29 protein-coding genes are annotated in these 26,300 nt (G+C 53.0%); 16 read left to right on the top strand and 13 right to left on the bottom strand.

Annotation, left to right across the window (positions count from 1 at the left end; translation table 11 throughout):
* Positions 1–16: 16 nt before the first annotated feature.
* The 6 genes from OGV85_RS00990 (at position 17) to fabY (ending at position 4,741) form a co-directional block, all read left to right on the top strand.
* Entirely contained in the window at positions 17–913 is an 897-nt protein-coding gene (locus OGV85_RS00990) for a sugar kinase (RefSeq protein WP_061548035.1), read from the top strand.
* Positions 914–946: 33 nt separating this feature from the next.
* A complete protein-coding gene (locus OGV85_RS00985; RefSeq protein WP_003847907.1) occupies positions 947–1,750 on the top strand; it encodes a DeoR/GlpR family DNA-binding transcription regulator in 804 nt (267 codons plus the stop codon).
* Positions 1,751–1,855: 105 nt separating this feature from the next.
* Complete coding sequence (yihX, locus tag OGV85_RS00980) at positions 1,856–2,455, top strand: glucose-1-phosphatase (RefSeq protein ID WP_003028663.1); 600 nt, start codon at positions 1,856–1,858, stop codon at positions 2,453–2,455.
* Positions 2,449–3,321, top strand: coding sequence for a virulence factor BrkB family protein (locus OGV85_RS00975; protein ID WP_286552916.1), 873 nt, complete (start codon positions 2,449–2,451; stop codon positions 3,319–3,321). Before yihX ends, OGV85_RS00975 begins: the two co-directional genes overlap by 7 nt.
* Entirely contained in the window at positions 3,318–3,755 is a 438-nt protein-coding gene (dtd, locus tag OGV85_RS00970; protein WP_003840439.1) for a D-aminoacyl-tRNA deacylase, read from the top strand. Before OGV85_RS00975 ends, dtd begins: the two co-directional genes overlap by 4 nt.
* 44 nt (positions 3,756–3,799) lie before the next feature.
* Complete coding sequence (gene fabY / locus OGV85_RS00965; RefSeq protein ID WP_003825286.1) at positions 3,800–4,741, top strand: fatty acid biosynthesis protein FabY; 942 nt, start codon at positions 3,800–3,802, stop codon at positions 4,739–4,741.
* A 150-nt stretch (positions 4,742–4,891) separates the two neighbouring features.
* Here the strand turns inward: fabY and OGV85_RS00960 are convergent, their stop codons facing one another.
* Complete coding sequence (locus OGV85_RS00960) at positions 4,892–5,800, bottom strand: alpha/beta hydrolase (RefSeq protein ID WP_003028676.1); 909 nt, start codon at positions 5,798–5,800, stop codon at positions 4,892–4,894.
* 205 nt (positions 5,801–6,005) lie between these two features.
* Here OGV85_RS00960 and OGV85_RS00955 point away from each other — a divergent pair, with 205 nt between their 5' ends.
* Complete coding sequence (locus OGV85_RS00955) at positions 6,006–6,248, top strand: ribbon-helix-helix domain-containing protein (protein WP_162009218.1); 243 nt, start codon at positions 6,006–6,008, stop codon at positions 6,246–6,248.
* On the top strand, positions 6,248–6,622 hold the full coding sequence (locus OGV85_RS00950) for a type II toxin-antitoxin system VapC family toxin (protein ID WP_061548034.1): 375 nt from the start codon (positions 6,248–6,250) through the stop codon (positions 6,620–6,622). Before OGV85_RS00955 ends, OGV85_RS00950 begins: the two co-directional genes overlap by 1 nt.
* 36 nt (positions 6,623–6,658) lie before the next feature.
* On the opposite strand, the gene fdhE is transcribed toward OGV85_RS00950, so the two are convergent.
* The 4 genes from fdhE to fdnG are packed head-to-tail and all read right to left on the bottom strand — an operon-like array spanning position 6,659 to position 12,182.
* Complete coding sequence (gene fdhE / locus OGV85_RS00945) at positions 6,659–7,588, bottom strand: formate dehydrogenase accessory protein FdhE (protein ID WP_286552912.1); 930 nt, start codon at positions 7,586–7,588, stop codon at positions 6,659–6,661.
* Entirely contained in the window at positions 7,585–8,220 is a 636-nt protein-coding gene (fdoI, locus tag OGV85_RS00940; RefSeq protein WP_003028686.1) for a formate dehydrogenase cytochrome b556 subunit, read from the bottom strand. Before fdoI ends, fdhE begins: the two co-directional genes overlap by 4 nt.
* Positions 8,217–9,119, bottom strand: a complete 903-nt coding sequence (gene fdoH, locus OGV85_RS00935; RefSeq protein WP_003028691.1) for a formate dehydrogenase O subunit beta — start codon at positions 9,117–9,119, stop codon at positions 8,217–8,219. Before fdoH ends, fdoI begins: the two co-directional genes overlap by 4 nt.
* A gap of 12 nt (positions 9,120–9,131) precedes the next feature.
* Positions 9,132–12,182: a formate dehydrogenase-N subunit alpha gene (gene fdnG / locus OGV85_RS00930; protein ID WP_156485351.1), complete on the bottom strand. Its 3,051-nt coding sequence runs from the start codon at positions 12,180–12,182 to the stop codon at positions 9,132–9,134.
* A gap of 192 nt (positions 12,183–12,374) precedes the next feature.
* Here fdnG and fdhD point away from each other — a divergent pair, with 192 nt between their 5' ends.
* Complete coding sequence (fdhD, locus tag OGV85_RS00925) at positions 12,375–13,235, top strand: formate dehydrogenase accessory sulfurtransferase FdhD (RefSeq protein WP_072291313.1); 861 nt, start codon at positions 12,375–12,377, stop codon at positions 13,233–13,235.
* A gap of 104 nt (positions 13,236–13,339) precedes the next feature.
* Positions 13,340–13,552 carry a YdgH/BhsA/McbA family protein gene (locus tag OGV85_RS00920; RefSeq protein WP_003825262.1) on the top strand — a complete coding sequence of 71 codons (213 nt, stop codon included), beginning with the start codon at positions 13,340–13,342 and terminating at the stop codon, positions 13,550–13,552.
* A gap of 42 nt (positions 13,553–13,594) precedes the next feature.
* Here the strand turns inward: OGV85_RS00920 and OGV85_RS00915 are convergent, their stop codons facing one another.
* Positions 13,595–13,918, bottom strand: coding sequence for an AzlD domain-containing protein (locus OGV85_RS00915; protein ID WP_003028717.1), 324 nt, complete (start codon positions 13,916–13,918; stop codon positions 13,595–13,597).
* On the bottom strand, positions 13,918–14,577 hold the full coding sequence (locus tag OGV85_RS00910) for an AzlC family ABC transporter permease (RefSeq protein ID WP_048220089.1): 660 nt from the start codon (positions 14,575–14,577) through the stop codon (positions 13,918–13,920). The genes OGV85_RS00915 and OGV85_RS00910 overlap by 1 nt, the downstream gene beginning before the upstream one ends.
* 101 nt (positions 14,578–14,678) lie before the next feature.
* Here OGV85_RS00910 and OGV85_RS00905 point away from each other — a divergent pair, with 101 nt between their 5' ends.
* A complete protein-coding gene (locus tag OGV85_RS00905) occupies positions 14,679–15,227 on the top strand; it encodes a helix-turn-helix domain-containing protein (protein WP_003028726.1) in 549 nt (182 codons plus the stop codon).
* 57 nt (positions 15,228–15,284) lie between these two features.
* Here OGV85_RS00905 and rhaM read toward each other — a convergent pair whose 3' ends face one another.
* The 5 genes from rhaM to rhaB form a co-directional block, all read right to left on the bottom strand.
* Positions 15,285–15,599 (bottom strand): L-rhamnose mutarotase, encoded by a 315-nt coding sequence (gene rhaM / locus OGV85_RS00900; protein ID WP_061548031.1) that lies wholly within the window; start codon positions 15,597–15,599, stop codon positions 15,285–15,287.
* On the bottom strand, positions 15,596–16,744 hold the full coding sequence (fucO, locus tag OGV85_RS00895) for a lactaldehyde reductase (protein WP_032950685.1): 1,149 nt from the start codon (positions 16,742–16,744) through the stop codon (positions 15,596–15,598). Before fucO ends, rhaM begins: the two co-directional genes overlap by 4 nt.
* Positions 16,745–16,755: 11 nt before the next feature.
* Positions 16,756–17,580: a rhamnulose-1-phosphate aldolase gene (gene rhaD, locus OGV85_RS00890; protein ID WP_046671346.1), complete on the bottom strand. Its 825-nt coding sequence runs from the start codon at positions 17,578–17,580 to the stop codon at positions 16,756–16,758.
* Positions 17,581–17,723: 143 nt separating this feature from the next.
* Positions 17,724–18,983, bottom strand: a complete 1,260-nt coding sequence (gene rhaA, locus OGV85_RS00885) for an L-rhamnose isomerase (RefSeq protein WP_003028731.1) — start codon at positions 18,981–18,983, stop codon at positions 17,724–17,726.
* Entirely contained in the window at positions 18,980–20,449 is a 1,470-nt protein-coding gene (gene rhaB / locus OGV85_RS00880) for a rhamnulokinase (RefSeq protein WP_061548030.1), read from the bottom strand. The genes rhaA and rhaB overlap by 4 nt, the downstream gene beginning before the upstream one ends.
* 303 nt (positions 20,450–20,752) lie before the next feature.
* Between rhaB and rhaS the strand changes: the two genes are divergently transcribed.
* From rhaS to OGV85_RS00860, 4 genes are all read left to right on the top strand, one after another.
* Complete coding sequence (gene rhaS / locus OGV85_RS00875) at positions 20,753–21,601, top strand: HTH-type transcriptional activator RhaS (protein ID WP_057063173.1); 849 nt, start codon at positions 20,753–20,755, stop codon at positions 21,599–21,601.
* 157 nt (positions 21,602–21,758) lie between these two features.
* On the top strand, positions 21,759–22,598 hold the full coding sequence (gene rhaR, locus OGV85_RS00870; protein WP_061548029.1) for an HTH-type transcriptional activator RhaR: 840 nt from the start codon (positions 21,759–21,761) through the stop codon (positions 22,596–22,598).
* Positions 22,599–22,780: 182 nt separating this feature from the next.
* Positions 22,781–23,494 (top strand): hypothetical protein, encoded by a 714-nt coding sequence (locus OGV85_RS00865; protein WP_181522676.1) that lies wholly within the window; start codon positions 22,781–22,783, stop codon positions 23,492–23,494.
* A gap of 186 nt (positions 23,495–23,680) precedes the next feature.
* Positions 23,681–24,160 (top strand): Hcp family type VI secretion system effector, encoded by a 480-nt coding sequence (locus OGV85_RS00860; RefSeq protein WP_061548027.1) that lies wholly within the window; start codon positions 23,681–23,683, stop codon positions 24,158–24,160.
* A gap of 89 nt (positions 24,161–24,249) precedes the next feature.
* On the opposite strand, the gene rhaT is transcribed toward OGV85_RS00860, so the two are convergent.
* On the bottom strand, positions 24,250–25,284 hold the full coding sequence (gene rhaT / locus OGV85_RS00855) for an L-rhamnose/proton symporter RhaT (protein ID WP_003840477.1): 1,035 nt from the start codon (positions 25,282–25,284) through the stop codon (positions 24,250–24,252).
* Positions 25,285–25,573: 289 nt separating this feature from the next.
* Here rhaT and sodA point away from each other — a divergent pair, with 289 nt between their 5' ends.
* Positions 25,574–26,194: a superoxide dismutase [Mn] gene (gene sodA, locus OGV85_RS00850; protein ID WP_003840480.1), complete on the top strand. Its 621-nt coding sequence runs from the start codon at positions 25,574–25,576 to the stop codon at positions 26,192–26,194.
* Positions 26,195–26,300: the final 106 nt, after the last annotated feature.

Here is a 26,300-nt window from a genome sequence, read left to right as displayed (position 1 = left end):
CGCCTAAGGAATGACCATGATTCGTATTGCTTGTGTAGGTATTGCCGTGATGGATCGCATCTATTACGTGGAAGGTTTACCGACCGAAGGAGGTAAGTATGTGGCGAAGCGTTATACGGAAGTGGGCGGCGGGCCTGCTGCAACGGCCGCAGTGGCTGCAGCGAAGCTGGGCGCGCAGGTGGACTTTATTGGCCGTGTGGGCGATGACGACACCGGAAATAGCCTGCTGGCAGAGCTGGAATCCCTGGGGGTAAACACCCGCTACACCCGGCGCTATGCGGGGGCAAAGTCTTCGCAATCGGCAATTATGGTTGATGCGCAAGGAGAACGGATTATCGTTAACTATCCCAGCCCGGATTTACTGCCGGATGCTGCCTGGCTGAATGAGATCGATTTTTCCCAGTGGGATGTGGTGTTGGCGGATGTTCGCTGGCACGAAGGCGCCAGGCAGGCGTTCACGCAGGCGCGTCGGGCGGGAGTGATGACGGTACTGGATGGTGACGTCACGCCACAAGATATCAGTGAGCTGGTGGCGTTGAGCGATCATGCGGCGTTCTCTGAACCGGGTCTGGCGCGTTTAACCGGGATAAATGATTCTGAAGCTGGACTTAAAAAAGCAAAAACGCTCACAAATGGTCATGTCTATGTGACACGAGGGAGCGAAGGCTGTGACTGGATAAAAAATAATACGTTGCAGCATCAATCTGGATTTAAAGTCGATGTTGTGGATACTACGGGAGCTGGGGATGTTTTCCACGGTGCGCTCGCATTCAGCCTGGCGGGTGGCGATGCTCCAGAAGAGGCCGTCAGGTTTGCCAGTGGGGTTGCTGCGTTAAAATGCACTCGCCCGGGAGGAAGGGCCGGAATCCCTGACTGTGATCAAACCCGATCTTTTCTGTCACTTTTTGTATAAAATGCCAGGGCAATGGTTTTTCGAGGAAATTTCATGAGTCTTACCGAACTGACCGGTAACCCGCGGCACGATCAGCTGTTGATGCTGATTAGCGAGCGCGGTTATATGAATATCGACGAGCTGGCGAGCCTGCTGGACGTGTCCACGCAAACTGTGCGTCGTGATATTCGTAAACTCAGCGAGCAGGGATTAATTACGCGTCATCATGGTGGCGCGGGCAGAGCCTCCAGCGTGGTGAATACGGCGTTTGAGCAGCGTGAAGTTTCCTGGACGGAAGAGAAGAAGGCCATCGCGGAAGCGGTGGCTGACTACATTCCCGATGGATCAACGGTGTTTATTACCATTGGCACCACCGTTGAGCAGGTGGCCCGCGCGCTGTTAAACCATAATCATTTGCGCATTATTACCAACAGCCTACGCGTGGCGCACATTCTGTATAACAACCCACGTTTTGAAGTTATGGTACCAGGTGGAACGTTACGCCCGCACAACAGCGGCATCATTGGCCCTTCTGCTTCAGCATTTGTGGCTGATTTTCGGGCCGACTACTTGGTTACCAGCGTTGGTGCGATCGAAAGTGATGGCGCGCTGCTGGAGTTTGATGTCAATGAAGCCAGCGTAGTGAAAACGATGATGTCCCATTCAAGACACATTCTGCTGGCAGCGGATCATACGAAATATACGGCTTCTGCCGCGGTAGAAATTGGTAACGTGTCTCAGGTGACTGCGTTGTTTACTGATGAATACCCAGGTCCGGCATTACACAATTTACTCCAGTCACAGCAGGTTGAAATTGTGCAGGTGAGTCCTTCACAGGATGATGCTCTGGCCGTGTAATTCCTTCTAATGATGGCTTGATAAGTTCGTAGCCATCACTCTCGCATAGTCAAACTTCTCCTTTCCCGCTACAGTTATTCATCCACGGCGAATAAGGAGAAGGGCATGCTCTATATCTTTGATTTGGGTAATGTGATTGTCGATATCGACTTCAACCGCGTGTTGGGCACATGGAGCGATCTAAGTCGTGTACCGTTGGCTTCGCTAAAGCAAAGTTTCACCATGGGGGAGGCTTTTCACCAGCACGAGCGAGGTGAAATAACGGATGAAGCCTTTGCCGAGGCGCTATGTCATGAGATGGCGCTGCCGCTAAGTTACGAGCAGTTCTCTCACGGCTGGCAGGCCGTTTTTGTCGCCTTGCGCCCTGAGGTCATCGACATCATGCAAAAGCTGCGTGAGCAGGGGCATCGGGTGGTCGTCTTGTCGAATACCAACCGCCTGCACACCACGTTTTGGCCGGATGAATATCCCGAGATCCGTCAGGCTGCTGACCATATTTACCTTTCCCAGGAACTGGGCATGCGTAAACCGGAAGCGCGGATTTACCAGCACGTCCTGCAGTCTGAAGGTTTTTCTGCGCACGATGCGGTCTTTTTTGACGATAACGCCGATAATATTGAAGGGGCTAACCGGTTAGGGATCACCAGTATCCAGGTCGTCGATAAAAAGACCATTCCTGACTATTTCGCGACGTTGTTATGCTAAAAAATGTTCAGCAGCAAGCCAGGCATCATACGCGTCCTGTCCGAGACTGGCTGAAGCTACTATGGCAGCGGATTGATGAGGACAACTTGACGACGCTGGCAGGGAATCTTGCCTACGTTTCATTGCTCTCATTAGTGCCGCTTATTGCCGTCGTATTTGCGCTTTTCGCCGCATTTCCGATGTTTTCCGACGTCAGTGTCCAGTTACGTCATTTTATTTTCGCAAACTTTATCCCGGCGACGGGAGACGTCATTCAACGTTATATCGAACAGTTTGTCGCCAACTCGAACAAAATGACGGCAGTCGGGGCATGCGGGCTGATTGTCACAGCGTTATTGTTGATGTATGCCATTGATAATGCGTTGAATACTATCTGGCGCAGTAAGCGTACTCGCCCTAAAGTTTACTCTTTCGCCGTCTACTGGATGATTTTAACGCTGGGGCCGCTGTTGGCGGGGGCCAGTCTGGCGATCAGCTCTTATCTGTTGTCATTGCGCTGGGCCAGCGATCTCAACACGGTGATTGATAACGTCCTGCGTATTTTCCCGCTGGTGCTTTCCTGGCTCTCGTTCTGGCTGCTTTACAGCATTGTACCGACTACGCGTGTACCCAACCGTGATGCGGTTATTGGTGCCTTTGTGGCTGCTGTGTTGTTCGAAGCCGGAAAGAAAGGATTTGCGCTCTATATCACGATGTTCCCGTCTTATCAGCTCATTTACGGTGTTCTGGCGGTGATCCCCATTTTATTTGTCTGGGTATACTGGACCTGGTGTATCGTCTTGCTAGGCGCGGAAATAACTGTCACTCTCGGGGAATACCGCAAACTTAAACAAGCCGCAAAAGAAGAAGAAGCAGAGCAACCATGATTGCATTAATTCAGCGCGTAACCCGTGCCAGCGTCACCGTGGAGGGCGAGGTGACGGGTGAAATTGGCCCAGGACTTTTGGTCCTGTTAGGTGTCGAAAGGGATGATGACGAACAGAAAGCGAATCGCCTGTGCGAGCGTGTACTCGGTTATCGAATCTTTAGCGATGCCGAAGGTAAAATGAACCTCAACGTGCAGCAGTCAGGCGGCAGCGTGCTGGTGGTTTCACAGTTTACGCTGGCGGCAGATACCGAGCGTGGCATGCGCCCGGGGTTTTCGAAAGGCGCAGCGCCCGAGCATGCAGAAGCGCTGTATGAATACTTTGTTGAGCGTTGCCGCCAACAGGAAATGAATACGCAAACCGGTCGATTCGCTGCGGATATGCAGGTTTCACTGGTTAATGATGGCCCGGTGACGTTCTGGTTACAAGTATGAACCAGCTACCGGTATGGCCGCGGACAACAAGAGAGAATACGACTATGTATCACCTTCGAGTACCGCAAACAGAAGAAGAATTGGAGCGTTACTACCAGTTTCGCTGGGAGATGCTGCGTAAACCATTGCACCAGCCAAAAGGCTCCGAACGGGATGCCTGGGACGCGATGGCGCATCACCAGATGGTGGTGGACGAAGAGGGGAATCTGGTTGCGGTAGGGCGTCTGTATATCAATGCGGATAATGAAGCTTCCATACGCTTTATGGCCGTAGACCCTTCCGTGCAAGAGAAAGGGTTGGGCACGCTGATGGCGATGACTCTGGAGTCTGTGGCGCGTCAGGAAGGGGTCAAACGCGTAACCTGTAGTGCCCGTGAAGATGCGGTCGAATTTTTCGCCAAGCTCGGTTTTGTGAGCCAGGGGGAAATCACCACGCCGCAAACCACGCCGGTGCGCCACTTTTTGATGATTAAGCCCATTGCGACGCTGGACGATATTCTCCATCGCGGTGACTGGTGCGGACAGTTACAACAAGCCTGGTACGAACATATTCCATTGAGTGAGAAAATGGGCGTACGCATTCAGCAGTACACTGGGCAGAAATTTATCACCACGATGCCCGAGACAGGCAATCAGAATCCGCACCATACCCTGTTTGCCGGTAGCCTGTTTTCACTGGCTACGCTAACGGGCTGGGGACTTATCTGGCTGATGCTGCGCGAGCGTCATCTGGGTGGGACAATAATCCTGGCCGACGCGCATATCCGATACAGCAGGCCGATCACCGGGAAACCAACTGCTATTGCCGATCTGGGGTCGTTGAGCGGTGACCTTGACCGCCTGGCAAGAGGTCGCAAGGCGCGCGTTCAGATGCAGGTCGGGGTGTTTGGCGATGACACTCCGGGCGTCGTGTTTGAAGGTACTTACATTGTGCTACCTGCGAAACCGTTTGGCGCATATGAAGAAGGCGGTAACGAGGAAGAGTAGGTCCTCTGGCTAAAATGTAATGTTGGGTTCATTTGCTGATGTAAAATGCGGATTATGAAAATGCCATAATCCGCATTTTGATAAAAATCGCATGCTGTCGATAATTGTATTGACGGGTACCTTCCTTAATTTCAGAACTCATGAACATCCTTATTGGCCAAGCCGCCAGGCCACATCTCGCATCACATTTCGTGCCGCCGGGCTCACCCCTGCCAACTGGAAAAAACCGTGGATGACGCCGAGATAGCGTTGGCAAGAGCACTCCACGCCTTGCTTCAGGAACCGTTGATACAGGGCTTCACCCTCATCTCGCAGTGGGTCGAATTCAGCAGTAATGATGTGCGTGGGCGGTAAACCGTTGAAGTCTTTGCGCCAGAGTGGGCTGACTTCGGGATGTAATGGATCGGTTTTCGGCATATACATTTCGTAGCCCGAAAGCAGTGTGTCGCGAGTGATAATGTAATCCCGTCCATTATGGTCATAGCTCGCAAAGCTGGCGGTTGCGTCCAGCATTGGGTAAATCAGCATAAGCTGCGTAGGTTGCCATTGCCTGGTAGCTTTCAGGCGTAGTGCGGTGACCAGCGCCAGGTGTCCACCTGCGCTGTCGCCAGCAAGCGTAATGTTGTCCCGGTCTACTCCCAGTTTCTGGGCATACTTCCAGATAATGTTGGCCCCGGTTTCAGCATCGTTATGTGCTGCCGGGAAGGTATGCTCTGGTGCGAGACGATACTGCACCGCAATGACCCGACAGCCGCTGTACCAGGCGAGTTGCCTTAGCTGGTTATCATGTGTGGCAAATCCACCGCTGACAAAGCAGCCGCCGTGATAATAGATAACGCAGGGGAGATTTCCCGTGCTGTCCCGCGGCGAAATAACGCGAAATGCCATGGCATCGAGTTCAATATCTTCAGCCTGTACGCGGGTTTCAGTTTCTCCGGCCAGCGCCGTACTGGCAATATAGGCCGCTCTCCGGTCATCAATATTTTGCTCACGGGAAGAAGGGCGTCCCGCCGCGATAAATGCCTCAACTAACTGCGCAATCCCGCTTTCCAGTGCCATTTTTAAATACTCTTATCTGTATGGATATACAGGTTTATAACCTGGATTACTAAGAATGAAAATGGGAAAAATAGGGGTGGGAATGAATCTGGAAAGCGGCTCGCAAAAGTAAAAATCGTTCGCGTGGAGGCTATTTTCTCGCTTTTTTCAGGTGTATGTTGTGTGAAAATTAATCGCTGATGATATACTGGAGGTATATATGAGTATGATGGCTGGGGTGGATATGGGCAGAATTTTACTCGATTTATCAGATGAAGTGATTAAACGTCTTGATGATCTCAAGGTGCAGCGCAACCTGCCGCGAGCAGAACTTTTACGGGAGGCCGTTGAACAGTATCTTGAGAGACAGGATCAGGCTGAAACCACAATTTCACGTGCTCTTGGGCTGTGGCAAGGCTGTGAGGAAGATGGTGTTGAATACCAGCGTAAACTCCGTGAGGAATGGTAATGGTCAAAGGATCCGCGCTTTTTGATACCAACATCCTCATCGATCTGTTTAGTGGGAGAAATGAAGCAAAACTAGCGATAGAAACATGGCCGCCGCAGAATGCAATCAGCCTCATTACATGGATGGAGGTGATGGTGGGTGCAAAAAAACACCATCAGGAAGCCCGTACTCGTGTTGCGCTAGGTGCTTTTAACGTGATCGGCGTTTCACAGGATATTGCTGAACGAAGCGTGAGTATCAGACAGGAATATGGGATGAAATTGCCGGATGCCATTATTTTGGCAACAGCACAGATTCATCGTCTTACGCTGGTTACGCGAAATACTAAGGATTTTGCAGGCCTATCCGGTGTGGTCACACCGTATACATTATAACCCGGGCGACTTACGCCGCCCGGTAGTGCGAAGAACTTACTCCCCTTCACCCGGGAACAGGAACGGGTTGATGGAGCTGCGGGCAAAGCCCTCTTGCTCCATGTGCGCGTCCAGCATCAGTGAAGCGAGATCGTCGGCCACGGTTTCGACTTTCGGGTCTTTTTCCTGATAGAGAATCTTCAGGTATGTCCCGCAGTCGCCGCAGCTTTCAGCTTTGATTGCCGCCTGTTCGTTATCCAGTGACCAGTAGTTCAAATCACGGCTCTGCTCGCAGTTGCTGCACTTCACGCGCACCACGTGCCACTCGGTTTCGCACAGGTTGCAGTGCAGATAACGCAGACCCTGGGTGGTACCGATTTGCACCATGCTGGAGACCGGCATTGAACCACACACCGGGCAGTACTGACGCTGTTCACCGTATTCCGCACGGGCTTTGCCGGGGATCAGGCTTGCCATCTGCGCCCAGTAGAGCGACAGGGCAGCCCAAATGAACGGTGCTTTGTCGCTGCTGACGGAGGCAAAATCAGAGGCAAACAGCGCGCTGGCCATCAGCTCCAGTTCTTGCTCTGAGGCTTTTTCCAGATTCTCGATCACCGCTAACGCGGGACCGCTCATCTCTGGCTTCAGCTCAGCAATCAACGACTGCAGCAGCTTTTGCCAGTGCTTGTCGCGTGGCAGGACGTGGATATCCAGCGGCGGTTTGCCCTGATCGTTCGCTTCTTTGATGCGCGCGGTCAGATCCATCTGCAGCGGATGGTCGTACAGCACCACTTCCTGCGCGTGGGCGATCAGCGCGGCAAAGCGCAGGTAGTCGCCCAGCGGGTTGTTCTCGGCCAACTCGCGCAGGCGCTCAGCACGGCGGTTATACAAATTTTTGAGTCTGGGGAATAATAACGGCGGAATCATATCCGCCGTGCGTTTCTCGCTCTTCTCCAGCTCATCTTGCGGGATTATGCGAATACTCATTCAGATGACTTTTCCTGTTTCTGGCGGACTTCACGGTACCAGCGCGGGTGATGTTTCTTCGCCCATGAGCTGGTAACCCATCCTTCCACCATCGCGGTAATGGTGCCTTTCACCCAAAGGGCGGCGTAAATGTGCACCATGATAACCACAATTAGCGCTACTGCGGCAAATGAATGCAGCATTAACGCGAATCGGATCACCGGGATTGAGAAAGCAGGTGCAAAATACGGACGCCAGATGACCACTCCGCTCACCAGCAACAGGACCAGGAAGATAATCGCCGCCCAGAATACGCATTTCTGGCCGAAGTTATAACGTCCCGTGTCACCTACTTCCTCGTTGACGACAATCTTACGAATATTCTTCGCCCAAAAGATATCATCCCGATTGATTAGATTGTGGTGCCAGTAACGGAAAAACATGATGATAAACGAGGCAAACATGATCACGCCGACAAACGGGTGCACAATTCGCGCCAGTTGCGGAGTGCCCATGATGTGCATCAGCCAGTTAAAAGACGGGAAGAGAAAGCCCATCCCGCTCACTGCCGCCAGAATGAAGCAGAAGGCAGTGATCCAGTGGTTGATGCGTTCCGGCGCCGTGTAGCGCACGATGGTGTCACGTCGTTTCATTTGCGCACCTCGTCTTTTTCTTCATGCAGGTTGTCTTCTTCCTCTTCCGCGCGGTTCGGGCCTACACCGACGTAGTGGAAGATACTGGCCGCAAATGTCGCTGCAAAGCCGACGGCTGCGAGAGGTTTCCAGATGCCTTTCCAGAATTTCACGGTGGCGCTGATTTCCGGGTTCTCCGGCAGGCCGTGATACAGATTCGGCTTGTCAGCATGGTGCAATACGTACATGACGTGCGTACCGCCAACGCCTGCCGGATCGTACAGACCCGCGTTTTCGTAACCACGCGTTTTCAGCTCCGCCACACGCTCGCCTGCCAGCGTTTTCATCGACTCTTTAGTACCGAAATGAATCGCGCCGGTTGGGCAGGTTTTCACGCAGGCCGGTTCTTGACCGACTACGACACGGTCAACGCACAGCGTACATTTGTAGACGCGGTTGTCTTCCGGGTTGAGGCGCGGCACGTCGAACGGACAGCCTGCGATACAGTAGCCACAGCCGATACACTGCTCGGACTGGAAGTCGACGATACCGTTGGCATACTGAATGATTGCGCCTTCAGCCGGACACGCCTTCAGGCAGCCCGGATCGGCACAGTGCATACAGCCATCCTTGCGGATAAGCCACTCCAGTTTGTCGTTCTGTTCCACTTCTGAGAAGCGCATTACCGTCCAGGATTTAGCGGTCAAATCAGCTGGGTTGTCGTACACCCCAACGTTGTTGCCCACTTCATCACGGATGTCGTTCCATTCTGAACACGCCACCTGACACGCTTTACAGCCGATACAGGTGGTGACGTCGATAAGCTTCGCCACCTCTTCCTGATGGTCCCGCGCCTGAGGCGCGGGGGTGAAACCGTTAGTGGCGGAACGACGAATGATGTCTTGCGATTGATAAGCCATAGGTCGTCTCCGTTACACCTTTTCCACGTTCACGAGGAAGGACTTAAATTCCGGCGTCTGCGTGTTCGCATCACCGACGAATGGCGTTAACGTGTTAGCGATAAAGCCTTTTTTCGCCACACCTTCGTAGCCCCAGTGAATCGGAATACCGATGGTGTCGATATCCTGACCGTTGGCCTTCAGCGTGCAAATACGTTTAGTCACCACTGCTTTGGCTTTAATGTAGCCGCGGTTAGAGGAGACTTTGACGGTATCGCCATGAGAGATACCGAGCTTATTCGCCAGCTTCTCGCCAATTTCCACAAACTGTTCCGGCTGTGCGATGGCATTGAGCAGCGCATGCTTGGTCCAGTAGTGGAAGTGCTCGGTCAGACGATAGGTCGTACCGACGTACGGGAATTTATCTGCTTTACCCAGTGCTTCCGCGTCACCTTTAAAGATGCGCGCGGCAGGGTTAGAGATAACGTTCGGGTGCAGCGGGTTAGTCCCCAGCGGCGTTTCAAACGGCTCGTAGTGTTCCGGGAACGGACCTTCCGCCATCTTATCGATAGCAAACAGGCGTCCCATCCCTTCCGGTTGCATGATGAACGGACCAACGTTGCTGCCAGGTGCGGCGGCGCTGTAGTCCGGAATATCCATCCCGCTCCATTTCGCCCCATCCCATTTCAGGATCTGACGTTTTGGATCCCACGGATTCCCCTGCGGATCAGCGGAAGCGCGGTTATACAGAATGCGTCGGTTGAGCGGCCACGCCCATGCCCAGCCCAGCGTGTTGCCAAGGCCTGATGGGTCGGCGTTATCGCGACGTGCCATCTGGTTGCCTTCCGGCGTCCAGCTACCGGCAAAAATCCAACAGCCACTGGAAGTGGTGCCGTCGTCACGCAGTTGGGCGAACGAGCTAAGCTGTTGGCCTTTCTTGACGATGATTGCACCTGTTGCCGGGTCGGTAATGTCGGCCAGCGCTTTACCGTTGCTCTCCATCGCCACTTCTTCCGAAGCCGGTTCGTGTGGTGTGGAGTAGTTCCAGGTCATGCTCAGCACCTGTTCCGGGTTCGCGCCACCCTGCTCGGCATACATCTTGCGCATGCGCAGGAAGATACCGGCGAGGATTTCACCATCGGTAACGGCAATCCCCGGGGCGTCCGCGCCTTTCCAGTGCCACTGCAACCAGCGACCGGAGTTAACGATAGAACCGTTCTCTTCGGCGAAGCAGGTGGATGGCAGACGGAATACTTCGGTCTGGATTTTCGACGGGTCCACATCGTTCGACTCACCGTGGTTCTGCCAGAAGGTGGAGGTCTCGGTGTTGAGCGGGTCGATGGTGACCAGGAATTTCAGTTTGGACAGTGAAGCCACGACCTTGTTTTTATTCGGGAATGACGCGACCGGGTTAAAGCCCTGGCAGATATAGCCATTCACTTTGCCCTGGTTCATCATCTCGAAGTACTGCAGCACGTCGTACCCTTTATCCCACTTCGGCAGCAAGTCGAAGCCCCAGCTGTTTTCCGCTGTCGCTTTATCGCCAAAGAAGGCTTTCATCATTGAGACGAAGAATTTCGGGTAGTTGCCCCAGTAGTTCACCTGACCTTCCAGCAACGGTTTTGGCGTGTTGGCGGCAAGGTAGGTTTGCAGGTCAGTCTGTTTTTCGCTCGGCAGCGTCATATAGCCCGGCAGGCTTTGTGACAGCAGGCCTAAGTCGGTCAGACCCTGAATGTTGGAGTGACCGCGCAGGGCGTTAACACCGCCGCCGGCCATCCCCATGTTGCCAAGCAGCAACTGGATCATCGCCATGGTACGGATGTTCTGCGCACCTACGGAGTGTTGTGTCCAGCCAAGGGCGTACAGGAACGACGCGGTTTTATCTTTGGCACTGGTTTCTGCGATGTACTCACAGACCTTCAGGAAGTCAGCCTTTGGCGTACCGCAGATATTTTCTACAACGTCCGGCGTGTAGCGGGAGACGTGCTGTTTCAGCAGGTTCCACACGCAGCGCGGGTGTTGCAGGGTGACATCGCGTTTGGCGAAGCCTTTTTCATCCAGCTCGTAGTTCCAGCTGGTTTTGTCATACTTGCGTTTGTCCGCGTCGTAGCCAGTGAACAGGCCATCTTCGAAACCGTAATCCTCACGCACGATCAGGCTGGCGTTGGTATAGGCCTCAGTGTATTCGCGGTTGAATTTTTCGTTGTTCAGCAGGTACAGCAAGACGCCTGACAGGAAAGCAATGTCAGTACCGGAACGAATCGGCGCATAGAAATCAGCCACCGCTGCGGTTCGCGTAAAGCGCGGATCGATCACAATCAGCTTCGCGCCGTTGTGAATTTTAGCTTCCATCGCCCAGCGGAATCCGACCGGGTGAGCTTCAGCGGCGTTACCGCCCATCACCACAACGAGGTTGGCGTTTTTAATGTCGACCCAGTGGTTGGTCATCGCACCGCGACCAAATGTTGGAGCAAGACTTGCTACCGTTGGTCCGTGTCAGACGCGTGCCTGGTTATCGACCGCGAGCATACCGAGCGCGCGGGAGAATTTTTGCGTTAAATAGCCGGTTTCGTTACTGGAAGCGGAAGCACACAGCATCCCAGTGGAAAGCCAGCGGTTAACGGTTACGCCTTCGGCGTTTTGTGCAACGTAGTTTGCGTCGCGGTCTTCTTTCATCAGCTTAGCGATGCGGTCAAATGCCTCATCCCAGCTTATCTGTTGCCACTTATCAGAGCCTGGTGCGCGGTATTCCGGGAATTTCAGGCGACTTTCGGAGTGGATGAAGTCCACAAGTCCTGCCCCTTTCGGGCACAGCGCGCCACGGTTAACCGGGTGATCCGGGTCCCCTTCGATATGGAAGATGGATGCTTTGGCGTTTTTTGCTCCGTCACCGAGACTGTACATTAACAGTCCACAGCCAACGGAACAGTAAGTGCAGGTGTTACGGGTTTCGCGAGTACGCAGCAGTTTATATTGCCGTGTTTCCGCGAGCGCTACGCCGGGTGCAAAACCCAGTGCCGCTGCCGTGGTGCCTGCCATACCGCCAGCGCAGATCTTAAAGAACTGCCTTCTGCTGACCTGCATGGTTTGCTCCTTTTTCGACATTGTCACGTTCCCTCACTTTTCCGTTACTCGAGCGTGAGGGAAGTGGTTGTTATTTTTCTTTGCGGACGGGACCGCAAAGGTCCAGAATTGGGTGAATTTCCCTCCGTCCAGGAGGGGTTTGTAAAGAATACCACAATGTTGGTATGCGTGTTCCAATATGGTTAAAAGAAAGTGAATAAGATTATTCGAGAAAACATCAAAAATGTGACGACTTTGACAGGATCGCGCCAGTTGACCCTCTGGAAACGCGAGGATTTGCAACATCCTCAGCCGGATGTCGTCGCTGAAGAAGTACCGGTTGCGCTGGTTTACAACGGGATTTCGCACGTGGTGATGATGGCGTCACCGAAAGATCTTGAGCACTTTGCGATGGGCTTTTCACTTTCTGAAGGCATTATTGAGCGCCCACAGGATATCTACGCAATGGAAGTGGTTCCTTCCTGTAACGGATTAGAAGTGCAGGTTGAGCTGTCCAGTCGTCGATTTATGGGGCTGAAGGAGCGTCGTCGCGCGCTGGCCGGTCGCACCGGTTGCGGCGTTTGTGGCGTGGAGCAGCTCAATGACATTGGCAAGCCAGTCCAGCCGCTGCCGTTTACCCAGACATTCGATCTGGTGAATCTCGATCACGCTTTACGACATCTCAATGATTTTCAACCCGTGGGGCAACTGACAGGCTGCACGCACGCGGCTGCCTGGGTACAGCCGTCAGGTCATCTGGCGGGCGGGCATGAAGATGTTGGGCGTCATGTTGCGCTGGATAAACTGCTGGGGCGACGCGCAATCGAAGGCGAAACCTGGCAACAGGGTGCGGTATTAGTCTCCAGCCGCGCCAGCTACGAGATGGTGCAGAAGTCGGCGATGTGCGGCGTGGAGATCCTGTTTGCTGTTTCTGCAGCGACAACGCTGGCGGTAGAAGTTGCCGAGCGCTGCAACCTGACGCTGGTGGGCTTTTGCAAACCGGGCAGGGCGACGATTTATACACACCCCGAGCGTCTGATAGCTGAAAAACAAGCATTCAATTATTTTGAATAAGACTGGCAAATCCTTCCGCTTTTAGTTGTGCGATGTGAGGGCTATTATTTATCACATCAAGGCACGGTGCCTTACTCAAACAACTAAGTTAAAGGGTTTATATCATGAAAAGCATCAAAACTTTTGTCGCAGTTATCGCTCTGGCTACTTCTTTCGGTTCTTTCGCTGCTCAGACAGTTACCGCAACCGGTTCTACGCTGGAAAGTGCTGAAGCAAAAATTGCCGCCCAGGCTGAACGTGCAGGCGCCAGCGATTATAAAATCACTCAGGCTTACACCGGCAACCGCGTGCACATGACTGCTGAACTGCTGAAATAAGATACCTCAGTACTGTCGAAAGAGCGCCCTTGAGGCGCTTTTTTAGTTTATGCCCGCTATTCTCAGCAATGCGGTCACCACCGCGGCGGCAACGATCACCACAATTAGCGGCAGCTTGCGCCAGGCGAGAAATACCGCGAAGCCAACCCCAAGAACCCGCGCCATACCGGCAAAGTGTTCGCCTTCGTAAAAGGTGGTCGCCAGCGCAACGGAGAACAGTAATACCGTTGCGGCGTCGGAAAGCAGCGCCTGCGAGCGTTCCGAGAACGCTAAACGACCCCCAAGCTTCGCTCCGCCTAAACGCATTAAATAGGTTCCCAGAGATAAGATGGCGATACCGATGATAAACAGCGTCATGTTGCCCATTATTTTTTCCTCGTCAGTAAGCCAAACAGTGAGAGCAAAACCGGTAAACCGACCGGCGCAAAGGGGATGGCGGCAAGCGACAACCCGGCACCGCTACAGGCGCGAATCAGCGTGGTGCGGTTTTTAAAGGCCGGGACCACTAAGGCCAATAAAATAGCAGGGAAGACGGCATCCAGACCGATGGTTTCTGGGGCGGGGAGCAGTTTGCCGACGCCCGCGCCGATCAGTGTGCCAACAGGCCAGAAAATCGCGACGCCCAGACCGCACAGCCAATAGGCTGCTTTACGTTGTTCGGGCGTTTTTTGCGACAGGCCGAATACTACGCTTTCGTCGTTCATGATATGACAACCGAGGAAACTCGCAGCCCGGGAGCCCACAAGATCGCGCACCGTGACGCCAAACGGGACGTGTCGGGCGTTGACCAGTAAACCGGCAGCCGCAGCCGCCAGTGGGTTACCGCCGCTGGCGACGATGCCGATAAACATAAACTCGGATGCACCCGCCAGCACGGTAATAGAGAGCACAAACGGTACCCACAGCGGGAAGCCGTAGGCCATTGCCAGCGAGCCGTATGACATGCCGACTACGCCGACGGCCAGACAGACTAAAAATATTGCTTTTATTGTGTCGCTTTTGAGACTGGAAAAATAATGTTGCATACCATTTTAGCCATATCGAACGAATTTCCATTATAATGAACGCGACCAGTCAATATTACAAGTCGAACGATTCGTTCGATATAAAGAACATGGAGTCGTGAATGACCCAGCCCATCAGTATGATCGCGAAAAGCCTGGTGCGTGAACGTCAGCGCACCGGTTTGTCACTGGCAGAGATTGCCCGTCGCGCAGGGATTGCAAAATCGACACTCTCGCAATTGGAAGCGGGCAATGGCAATCCTAGCCTGGAAACGCTCTGGTCGCTGTGTGTGGCGTTGGATATTCCCTTTGCGCGCCTGCTGGAACCACAGGAACAAAAAACGCAGGTGATTCGCCGTGGCGAAGGAACAAAAGTCGTGGCTGAGCAGGCCCACTATCAGGCCATTTTACTGGCCGCCTGCCCACCGGGGGCACGGCGGGATATCTATCTGCTGCTGACGCAGCCGGGCGCGGATCGGATTTCACAGCCGCATCCGCCGGGATCGGTTGAACACATCATCGTGACGCAGGGTAAGGCGATGGTGGGATTGACGGAAGCACCGGAGGAGTTAGGCGAGGGCGACTATATTTGTTACCCCGCTGACCAGGCGCATATCTTTAAAGCGCTGGAGCCTGACACCCAGGCGATTCTGGTTTCTGAGCAGAACTAACTGTTATGTTGCGTTGTGCCGGATGCGGCGCGTTAGCGCCTTATCCGGCCTACAAGACTACTGCAAATAAAACACTTCTTTTAGCTCTGCGCTGACCGGACTGTTGTCTGGGTTTGCTGGCATTACGTCACGCATATGCTTCCACCAACGTTGGCAAACGTCGGTGCTGGCAACGGCATTCCAGCGTTCTTCGGACTCAATCTCAACGGTGGCGAACAGCAGATTGCGCTCCTCGTCGAGATAAATCGCGTAGTGATGGGCGCCGTGTTCTTTCAGCACTGTTTCCAGTTCTGGCCAGATGGGGTTATGACGACGCTGGTACTCAACGTGCGCGTCGGCATTCACCTTCATTATAAAGGCCTTGCGAATCATAACGCCTCCAGATACAGCTCGCGGACCTCGTCGCGGCTGGCGGTGCGCGGGTTGCACGGCGCACACGGATCGGCCAACGCTTTATCCAGCCAGCCCTCAATATCCTCTTTCGTCACGCCAAGTGAACTAAAGCCCGCAGGAATACCGACACGCTTGCTGAGTGCACGAATCGCGTTGATGGCCTCCATACTTGCCGCTTCATCGCTCATGTCACGGATATCGACGCCCATCGCCTGCGCCACGCGGGCAAAGCGCGCCACGGCGTTCGGGCGGTTAAAGTTTTCGATTACCGGCAGCAGGATGGCGTTGCAGACGCCGTGTGGCAGATTATGGGTTGCGCCCGGCTGATGTGCCAACGCATGTACCAGACCCAGGCCAGCGCTATTAAATGCCATCCCCGCCAGATACTGACCAAACGCCATTTGCTCACGAGCTTCGAGGTTATGACCGTCGTCGACCGCTTTTGGTAGCCACAGGTTGATCAGGCGAATCGCTTCCAGCGCGTTAGCGTCGGTGAGCGGATGCGCACCAACGGAAACATAGGCTTCCACCGCGTGGGTTAAGGCGTCCATACCGGTTGCGGCGGTGACGGATGCCGGAATGTCCAGCATGACGCTGGCGTCATCCACGGCGATATCCGGGATGATATTCGGGTCGATGATCACCTCTTTGACCTTACGGGCAGAGTCGATAATGACCGCGTTGCTGGTCATCTCTGCTGCCGTTCCGGCGGTGGTATTGATGGCGACCAGCGGTACACCTGCATTTTTCACTTTGCCTACGCCGGAGTAAGCGGTAGAAGGGCCGGGGTTGGCGGTCAGGATCTTCACCGCTTTAGCGGTATCGATCGGGCTACCGCCACCGAAGGCAATAATGTAGTGACATTCTGCGTCCTGATACGCCGCGAAACCTTTCTGCACCAGCTCTTCCGTCGGGTTTGGAAACACTTCATCAAACAGGTGGTAAGACATCTGATGTTCATCCAGCGCGGCAAACAGGCTATCCAGCAGGCCCAGTTTTACCAGTTGACCATCGGTGACGATCAGCGCTTTACCCCATTGCTTATTCGCCACGAGGTTCACCATATCGGCAATCGCGCCGGCGCCATGCAGGCTAATTTTTGGCAGTGCCAACATAAAGCTCATCATTATTCTCCTTACAATGCCAGTGCGCTGGCCAGCGGCGTCACGCCGAAGCGTTTGCCAAGTGCGATCAGCTCTTCACGCGTAATGGTCTGCTTCATACCGCCCATCGAATAGATTTTGACTAAAACTTCTGCAGATTTCTCTGCGGTATCGATCAAACCGAACGCTTCGTCGAGGGTGGGTCCACTGCCGAACACGCCGTGGAATGGCCACAGTACCAGCGAGTGTTTCTGCATTTCCTCGGCGGTCGCCTGACCAATTTCATCTGTACCTGGCACCATCCACGGCAGAATGCCAACGCCATCCGGGAACACCACCAGGCACTCGGTGCTGCCTTCCCACAGCTTGCGGGTAATCAGCGCGGTGTTGTTTTCCAGCACGTAGGTCAGAGCGATCAGGTTGGTGGCATGGCAGTGCATGATCACGCGGTCTTTACCGTTCGTCGCTTTAATGCGTTCGCAGTGAGAGAGGAAGTGAGCCGGCAGTTCAGAGGTCGGTACAGCCTCGTGAGTCAGGCCCCAGAGGATGTGGTAGCCCGCACCGTCGCTGTCGATTTTCACCACGCCCAAATTGGCTGCTGGATCGAGCTGGACGTTGCGGAAAAATTTCCCCGAACCGGTGACGATAAACGGCGTATTCGCCAGCAGCGGCATCGGCTGACTCAGCGCGATATAGCGTGGTTTTTCGTGGAAATCGGCGCTAAATGGCGCGATATCTGCTTCATCAAGACGCAGCGTCAGGTTACCGCCGTTACGCTCGTCCCAGCCTTTCAGCCACGCATCAGAAGTGGCTTTTATCATCCCCTGGACGAACCAGGAAGTAGTAATGTTTTGCATGTTCGGTGTTCCTGTTTAGTGCCCGAACGTTATCGGGTCTTACGTAGGCCGGATAAGCGAAGCACCATCCGGCAATCGTGTTTCATTCATTGCCGGATGGCGACGCGGGGCGTCTTATCCGGCCTACAAGCCTGGCGTCACGGTTAGCTACGTTTGCTCAAAATCTCTTTTTCATAAGTGCGCACGCTGTCCAGCCACTGGCTGCCCGCTGGCGTGTCGTGACGCTGGCAATACATCTCCCAGACGGCCTGCCACGGCAGCGATTTTTGCTCTTCCAGCAGAGCCAGGCGTGCGGTGTAGTCGCCGCTGGCTTCGAGCTGGCGCAGTTGCTCGGTCGGTTCTAACAGCGCGCGCAGCAGGGCTTTTTTCATATTGCGGGTACCGATCACCCACGCGGCGATGCGGTTAATGGAGGCGTCGAAGAAGTCGAGGCCGATGTGTACGCGGTCAAACAGGTTGTGGCGCACGATCTCGCTGGCAATCGCCTGCGTTTCATCATCCAGCAGCACCACGTGATCGCTGTCCCAACGCACTGGACGGCTGACATGCAGCAGCAGGCGCGGCACGTACAGCATGGCGGCGGAGATTTTGTCGGAAATCACTTCGGTCGGATGGAAGTGACCCGCATCCAGACACAGCGCCGTCTGGCGACTGGTGGCGTAACCCATGTAGAACTCGTTAGAGCCCACGGTGTAGCTTTCCGCACCGATGCCAAACAGCTTGCTTTCGACGGCATCGATATGGTGCGCCGGGTCTAGTTTCTCGCTGATCACTTCGTCCAGCGCATCCAGCAGACGCTGGCGCGGCGCTAAACGATCAACGGTGATATCTTTCATGCCATCCGGGATCCAGATGTTCATCACTGATGGCGTACCCAACTGCTCGCCAAAATACGCCGAGACGCGACGGCTGGCTTTGCAGTGATCGATCCAGAACTGGCGAATGGTGTCATCGGCGTGGGCCAGCGTGAAACCGTCGGCGCTCAGCGGGTGTGAGAAGCAGGATGGGTTGAAATCCAGTCCTAACTGATTCGCTTTCGCCCACTCCACCCAGTTTTTAAAGTGCTCAGGTTTGATTTGGTCGCGGGCAACCGGCGTATCAGATTCCAGATAGATCGCGTGCAAATTCAGACGTTTTGGACCCGGAATCAGGCTCAGCGCCTGCTCCAGATCGGCCCGCAGTTCGGTGGCGTTACGCGCTTTACCCGGATAGTTACCGGTAGCCTGAATACCGCCAGTGAGCGAACCTTCCGGATTTTCGAAACCGGCGACATCATCGCCCTGCCAGCAGTGCATGGAGACCGGCAGACGATCGAGCTGGCGTAAGGCCGCCTCGACATCAATGCCTACCGCGGCGAAACGCAGTTTTGCCAGTTCCCAGGCTTGTTCAAGTTGAGTGGTCATGCGCAAAGCTCCTTTGTCTGTCGTAGTGATTGAAACTGCGCCTGGTAGCGGGCAATTTCACTTTCAGGATTGGGAATGAAGGTGGTCAGTTCGTAGTTAGCGCGCACCACCTGACGGAAATCATCAACGTTGTTCAGCTCGTCCAGCGTCATCAGCTGGATGCCAATATTGCCGAGCGTGGAGGCCTCAATTGGCCCGGATACCACGCGAATACCGCAGGCATCTGCACACAACTGGTTCAGTAAGGTGTTCTGGCAGCCGCCACCGACAATGTGCAGTTGGCTAAATGCTGCACCACGCAGTTGTGCCAGCTCTTGCAGGATGTCGGCGTACAGCAACGCCAGGCTGTCGAAGATACAGCGCGCCAGTTCGGCGTTTTGCAGGGGTACGGGGTGGCCTGATTCACGGCATGCTGCCTGAATTTCTGCACTCATATCGTCGGGGTTGATAAAGCGGTCGTCGTTCGGGTTTATCAGGAATTGACAGGCCGGCAGCGCTTGCGTTTGGCTGATAAGCGTTGGCAGGTCGGAAATCTGGCGCTCTTTTAATACGCGCTGGAGCAGCCACAGCCCCATAATATTTTTCAGGACACGGTAGCGCCCTTCCGCGCCGCCTTCGTTGGTGATATTCGCCGCCAGCGCCGCATCGTTGGTATACGGCGTTCTGCTCTCAAAGCCCATCAGCGACCAGGTCCCGGAAGAGAGATAGGCGCTGTTTTTGTCGGCCAGCGGAGAAGCTATGACCGCGCTGGCCGTGTCGTGACTGGCGACGGCTACGACCGGAATTTGATTTTTCTGCGGGCAAATCCAGTGACCAATTACGTTCCCCGGATGTGTCGGACGACCAAACCAGGCTTTGTCTGCTCCGGTCCACGCCAGCAGAGTGTCATCCCAGTCGTCGGTATTAATATTGACTAACTGGGTGGTGGTGGCATTGGTGTATTCCCAGTTCATTTTGCCGGTCAGGCGAAAGCTGAAGTAGTCGGGGATCAGCAGGGCATGGGCCACCTGCGGGAGCAGTTCTGGCTGCTGTTCAACCAGCGCACGCAACTGATACAGGGTGTTAAAGGGTAGAAACTGAATGCCGCTACGGCGGTAAATTTCACCTTTACCCGGCTGCGCCATCGCCTGCGCCATAATGCCGGTTGTGCGGCTGTCACGGTAAGAGACCGGCAGACCGACACGTTGACCGACGTTATCGATCAGAACGTAATCCACGCCCCAGGTATCAATGCCGATGCTGTCTATCCGAATGCCTTCATCGCAGACTTTTTTCAGGCCAAGACGAATATCGTTTTCCAGGCTGTCGATGTCCCAGGTGTCAAAACCGTCTGTTTTTTGCAGGCAGTTCACGAAGCGGTGGATTTCACGCAGCGTCAGGGTGCGGTGTTCACTGTCGTAACGCGCCAGCATTACGCGCCCACTGGATGCGCCGAGATCGACTGCGACACAATGGCGAAAAGTCATAGCGAGGTCCTTCTGAGTTTTATTGCACTCAGTCTAAGAACCCCAGATAACGCGTACCTTCTTGACAGTGACAGCCACAATTAGCGGCTGGCAACATGGCAAAGGTGAACGTGATGCTGTTCACAATTTCTATTAATAGGGTCGGTTTTAGCGGATGTGACGTCTTCCGCAATTCCCGATCTTTCCCGCCATTTCTTGAAGAATTGACCGTGTTTACGCACTTTGGCGTCAAAAATTTAAGGTGAGGGTGATAACCCTTAATTACTATTCAGCCATGTTCATTTGATCGGGAAGGATGTCATCATGACGATATTGCATTGCGTGGATTTTTTTCCGACAGGTAAAGCGCCAGTGGCTATTGAACCGCGGCTTCCTCAACCTGCGTTTCCAGAACATCATCATGATTTTCATGAAATTGTGGTGGTCGAACATGGAACGGGGATCCATGTGTTCAACGGACAGCCTTACACCATCAGCGGCGGTACGGTGTGTTTCGTTCGCGATCATGACCGGCATTTATATGAACATACTGACAATCTGTGCCTGACCAATGTGTTGTATCGCTCCCCGGATGCGTTTCAATTTCTGGCTGGGCTGAATCAACTTTTACCTCAGGAACAGAATGGGCAGTATCCTTCGCACTGGCGGGTGAATCAGGGTGTGTTGCAGCAGGTTCGACAACTGGTGGGGCAGATGGAAGCGCTCGGTGAGGGGATGGATACACCAACGGCGGCAAATCGCGAGATCCTGTTTATGCAGCTGCTGGTGCTGCTGCGTAAAAGCAGCCTGATGGAAGCAGCGACCGATAACGACGCGCGGCTTAACCTGCTGATGGCGTGGCTGGAGGATAACTTTGCCGACGAGGTATGTTGGGAGGCGCTGGCCGAGAAGTTTTCCCTCTCTTTGCGTACTCTGCATCGCCAGCTCAAACAGCAAACCGGATTGACGCCGCAGCGCTACCTTAACCGCTTGCGGCTGATCAAGGCTCGGCATCTGCTTCGTCACAGTGATGATAGCGTGACAGACATCGCTTATCTCTGCGGATTCGGCGACAGTAACCACTTTTCGACGCTTTTTCGCCGTGAGTTCAAGTGGTCGCCACGCGATATTCGTCAGGGGCGCGATCTCATGGCGGGAAGCAGCCTGCAGTAACGCGAAAGCTATCACCGTTTTTTACCGCCCGTTTGCTGATAATCATACCCTTTCATGCCGGATGGCGGCTGCGCCTTATCCGGCCTACGTAGATGCCCTGCCCGGTAGGCCGGATAAGCGCAGCGCATCCGGCAAGCGTTCAGGTTGAGGTGATGTGATGGCGAACCATCTGGTCCTTCTGAAATCAGACTTTTTTGCGCATGAGCAGCAGGCTGTCGCCGTGGCCGATCGTTATCCGCAGGATGTCTTTGCTGAGCATACCCATGAGTTTTGCGAGCTGGTTCTGGTCTGGCGCGGTAATGGCCTGCATGTCCTTAACGATCGCCCGTACCGGATAACCCGTGGCGATCTGTTTTACATTCGCGCCGAAGATAAACACTCCTACACTTCCGTAAACGACCTTGTTTTGCAAAATATCATCTACTGCCCGGAGCGGTTGACGCTGAATGTTGACTGGCAAGGGGCGATCCCCGGATTTGATGGTGCGCCAAGGCACCCGCACTGGCGACTCGGTAGCGTTGGCATGAGCCAGGTCAGACAGGTGATAAGCCAGCTTGAGCATGAAAGTAATCAACGGGATGCGCAGGCTTTTACCATGGCTGAGCTGCTGTTCGGGCAACTGGTGACCCACCTTAAGCGGCATCGTTATGCCACGGATACGCTCCCGGCGACGTCGAGCGAAACGCTGCTGGATAAACTGATCACCGCGTTAGCCGGTAGCCATGAGCATGCGTTCGAACTGAATAAGTTTTGCGAGCGCGAACGGTGCAGCGAGCGCGTTTTGCGCCAGCAGTTTCGCAGCCAGACCGGCATGACCATCAACCAGTATCTCCGCCAGGTGCGGGTTTGCCATGCGCAGTATCTTCTCAAGCATAGTCGGTTGATGATTAGTGAGATTTCCATGCGCTGCGGCTTTGAGGACAGTAACTACTTTTCGGTGGTGTTCACGCGCGAAACCGGGATGACGCCGAGCCAGTGGCGTCATCTGGCTGAGTGAGTAACCATGATTACGTCGGATATCAAGATGATAAAATCTGACCGCGATCCCTCCAAAAATTGAAAATTTCGCGATGGCTCACTTCTGTAAATAAAGCCTAAAATAGGAATGACGACCATTATCAGGAGAGAATGATGAGCGTATGTTGAAATAATTTACCAGAAATTATTGGGCGTTAAACAATGCAGGCTTCTGACTATTTAAGAATGAAATTTCAAAATGACAGGCGGCTGGCGCTAACCACTCAGAATGCGGTTGGTGGAGTTTTGCAGTCAGCCTGGGGAGTTGCTTCAGATATATATTCGGGTATGGAGCGAGCTAGTTGGTATTCATCATGCTTTATACCGCAATATAATGATGTTTGTCAGGAGTTAAAGACTGAAGAAATAAGAACACTCTATTCCATAGAGTCTATATATAGATATCGTGATGTAATTGCATATATGCTCTATTTGTACTTCAAAATGATAAGTGATGATGTTGATGAAGGTAATCCAGAAGGTTCGGCGCGGCAGTTAATCAGAAAAATGTCAGCAATAGCCTCTCATATGAATATTGCAGGAGGGACCAGGTACGCTTTTGCTTCCGCGGCTTCTCTTACGTTGTCTCAGTCTGGTTTCATGTCTAAAATCATTGTTGAACGTCTATCTACAAAGCTACCACAAGCAGTATTCGTGCTTCAGTTTTTCGGCGTTCAACAAAAGTGTGCGCTTGCTGCCCGTCATCTAAAAGCAGTGGATTCAGATTATTATTGGATTTTATATCAGGCAAAGCTTGAAATGCTCTATTATTTTGTCGAACCAGCAATTTCCAAAATGATTAGCAGAGCAAAGTCTCAACTCTTCTCAAATCTTGATGACTTAGCTGATTTTTTACAGGGGGATTTTAGTGTTTAAGAGTTAGATAACACTTTTATTAGAAGGTGTAGTGTTTCCAGTTCTGTTAATAGGCTTTGGTTTATTATGGCTTCATCTGTTCCCTAAATGTTGTTTATTGCTAACATTAATTACACTTATTATTCTGATGTGGTTGTTTCCCCGATTGACTTCACGGTTCACCAAGTTTAAATAAAAGGAGTTTAAATTTCTAACCCAGCTTATTTGTGGCTAACAGATGAAAATGGTTCTCCTATGTCAGGCTCCTCTCTGGTTGTCGGATGTGTCGGAGCTATTGAAATAAAGTCACTGACTCACAACGTCAATATCCCGGTTGATAGTAATACAAGGCGCCTAACGGGTACGCGAATTCATGCACCCATCATGTTTCAAAAAGAATTCGACCGGGTTACACCTTTTTTTTACAGAGCATTAAGTACCGGAGCTACGCTCAAATCAGCGACGATCAAAATGTACTCAATTAATGAAGCAGGGATTGAAAAGGAATATTTCAACATCATTCTTCACAACGTAAAGCTTACGTCCATCACGCCTGATTTGTATCCCGGCTCATCAACAGGTACACATCTTGAAACGGTACTGCTTCGCTACGAGAAAATCACCTGGAAGCATTGCGATGGTAATATCATCTATACCGATGAATGGAATCACCGTACTACCTATTAAAAAATTAATCTGGCAAATAAAAATTTGTGTGTATCAAACTAACGATAGATGACGCCCAGCCAGTGGCGTCATCTCAGCAACCAACATGATTAACTGGCCATTCCCAGACCAACAATGTTTGCCGCGACAATGATCACCACGCAGCCAAGGCTTAGCACACTGACTGGACGGCGACCCGCGTTTTTCCACTCTTTCAGCACCAGCCCGACAATCCCGCCGCACAGAACATAGAAGCTCATGTGCAGCATCCAGCTTACATAATCATATTGAGCCGGAATACGCGCGTGGCCCCAGGCGTAGAAGAAGAATTGCAAATACCACATCAGGCCACCAAGCGCAGACAGCAGCACGTTGGTGATAATCAGTGGTTTGGCTAACGAGAAGTCGGCTTTTATCGACAAGTTTTTCACTTTTGCCAGACGAATGAAGCAAAAGCCCAGGTTGACTAACGCGCCGCCGCCCATGATAACCACGTAGCTGGGCAGGGCGACATACAATGGATCGACACCCAGCGCGGCGGCGGCATCGTGCATTGGTTTAGCGGCGTTCATCGCAAATGACATCCCGGCGGAGAAAATGCCGCACATGACCGCCAGAACCAGCCCTTTTTTCAGGTTGAACTCTTCCGCTTTGATGCCCATTTTGCGTTCTTTTAACTGACCGGCCCGAGTCACAATACCGACGCCAATCAGCGCGACCAGTACGCCAAGCAGCGTCATGCGTCCGCCGGAAGTATTGATCAGCACATCAAAGTTGCCGTTGATAATTGGGGTCATCAGCGTGCCGACAATCAACGTAATCCCAATCGCAATGCCGATCCCCATCGACATACCGAGATAGCGCATGGTCAGACCATAGTTGATATTGCCAATCCCCCACATCGCGCCGAAAAGAAATACCGGGGCCAGTGTGGAAAGGCTGAAGGAGCTGAAATAGGCCCAGAAATTGGGAAGCAACATGGCGCTAATGGTCCATGGCAGGATAAGCCAAGAGACGATCCCGCCAACCGACCACATCGTTTCCCATGACCAATGTTTGACTTGTTTGAACGGGGCATAGAAACAGGCGGCACTGGCTGCGCCTATCAAATGCCAAAAGATACCCATCGTAATCGCGTTACTCATGACTTAATCCTCGTTATTTTTTATCGTCGGTAATGACCCCTCCGACCAAACGAGTTTAAAAATTACGCAGGGTGTTAACCTTTTAACGATTGCCGCCATTTTGCGCATGTTGGCAATCATCACGTTAACTGGGTGATTCGGTTCACATCTTTAGCAATCAACATGCGCTATTAAAACCTTGTAAAAAGTACGGCATTGATAATCATTTTCAATATCATTTAATTAACTATAATGACCCAACTGCTTACGCGGCGTTAACACAGGCCGCCCGACAATACTGGAGATGATTATGAGTTATACACTGCCATCCCTGCCGTACGCTTATGATGCCCTTGAACCGCACTTCGATAAGCAGACGATGGAAATCCACCATACCAAACACCACCAGGCTTACGTAAACAACGCGAACGCTGCGCTGGAAAGCCTGCCAGAATTCGCCAGCCTGTCCGCTGAAGAGCTGATCACCAAACTGGATCAACTGCCAGCAGACAAGAAAACCGTACTGCGTAACAACGCAGGCGGTCACGCTAACCACAGCCTGTTCTGGAAAGGCCTGAAAACCGGTACTACGTTGCAGGGTGACCTGAAAGCGGCTATCGAACGTGACTTCGGCTCCGTTGACAACTTCAAAGCTGAATTTGAAAAAGCAGCGGCAACCCGCTTTGGCTCCGGCTGGGCGTGGCTGGTGCTGAAAGGTGACAAACTGGCTGTTGTTTCCACCGCCAACCAGGATTCCCCGCTGATGGGTGAAGCTATCTCTGGCGCTTCCGGTTTCCCAATCGTGGGCCTGGATGTTTGGGAACACGCTTACTACCTGAAATTCCAGAACCGTCGCCCGGACTACATCAAAGAGTTCTGGAACGTCGTGAACTGGGACGAAGCTGCCGCGCGTTTCGCAGCAAAAAAATAAGTTCTATGCTTTAACGAAGCCCTGCAAGCGATGCTTGTGGGGTTTTTTTGTGATCAAACTCAATATAAAAACAATGATCCACTTAAATTGAAACAAGGTTTTATTA

Source organism: Citrobacter sp. Cf132 (assembly GCF_030333885.1).
GTDB classification, from domain to species: Bacteria; Pseudomonadota; Gammaproteobacteria; order Enterobacterales; family Enterobacteriaceae; genus Citrobacter; species Citrobacter freundii.
Note: the sequence above shows the minus strand (reverse complement) of the source record. Positions and strands in the feature narration are given on the sequence as shown.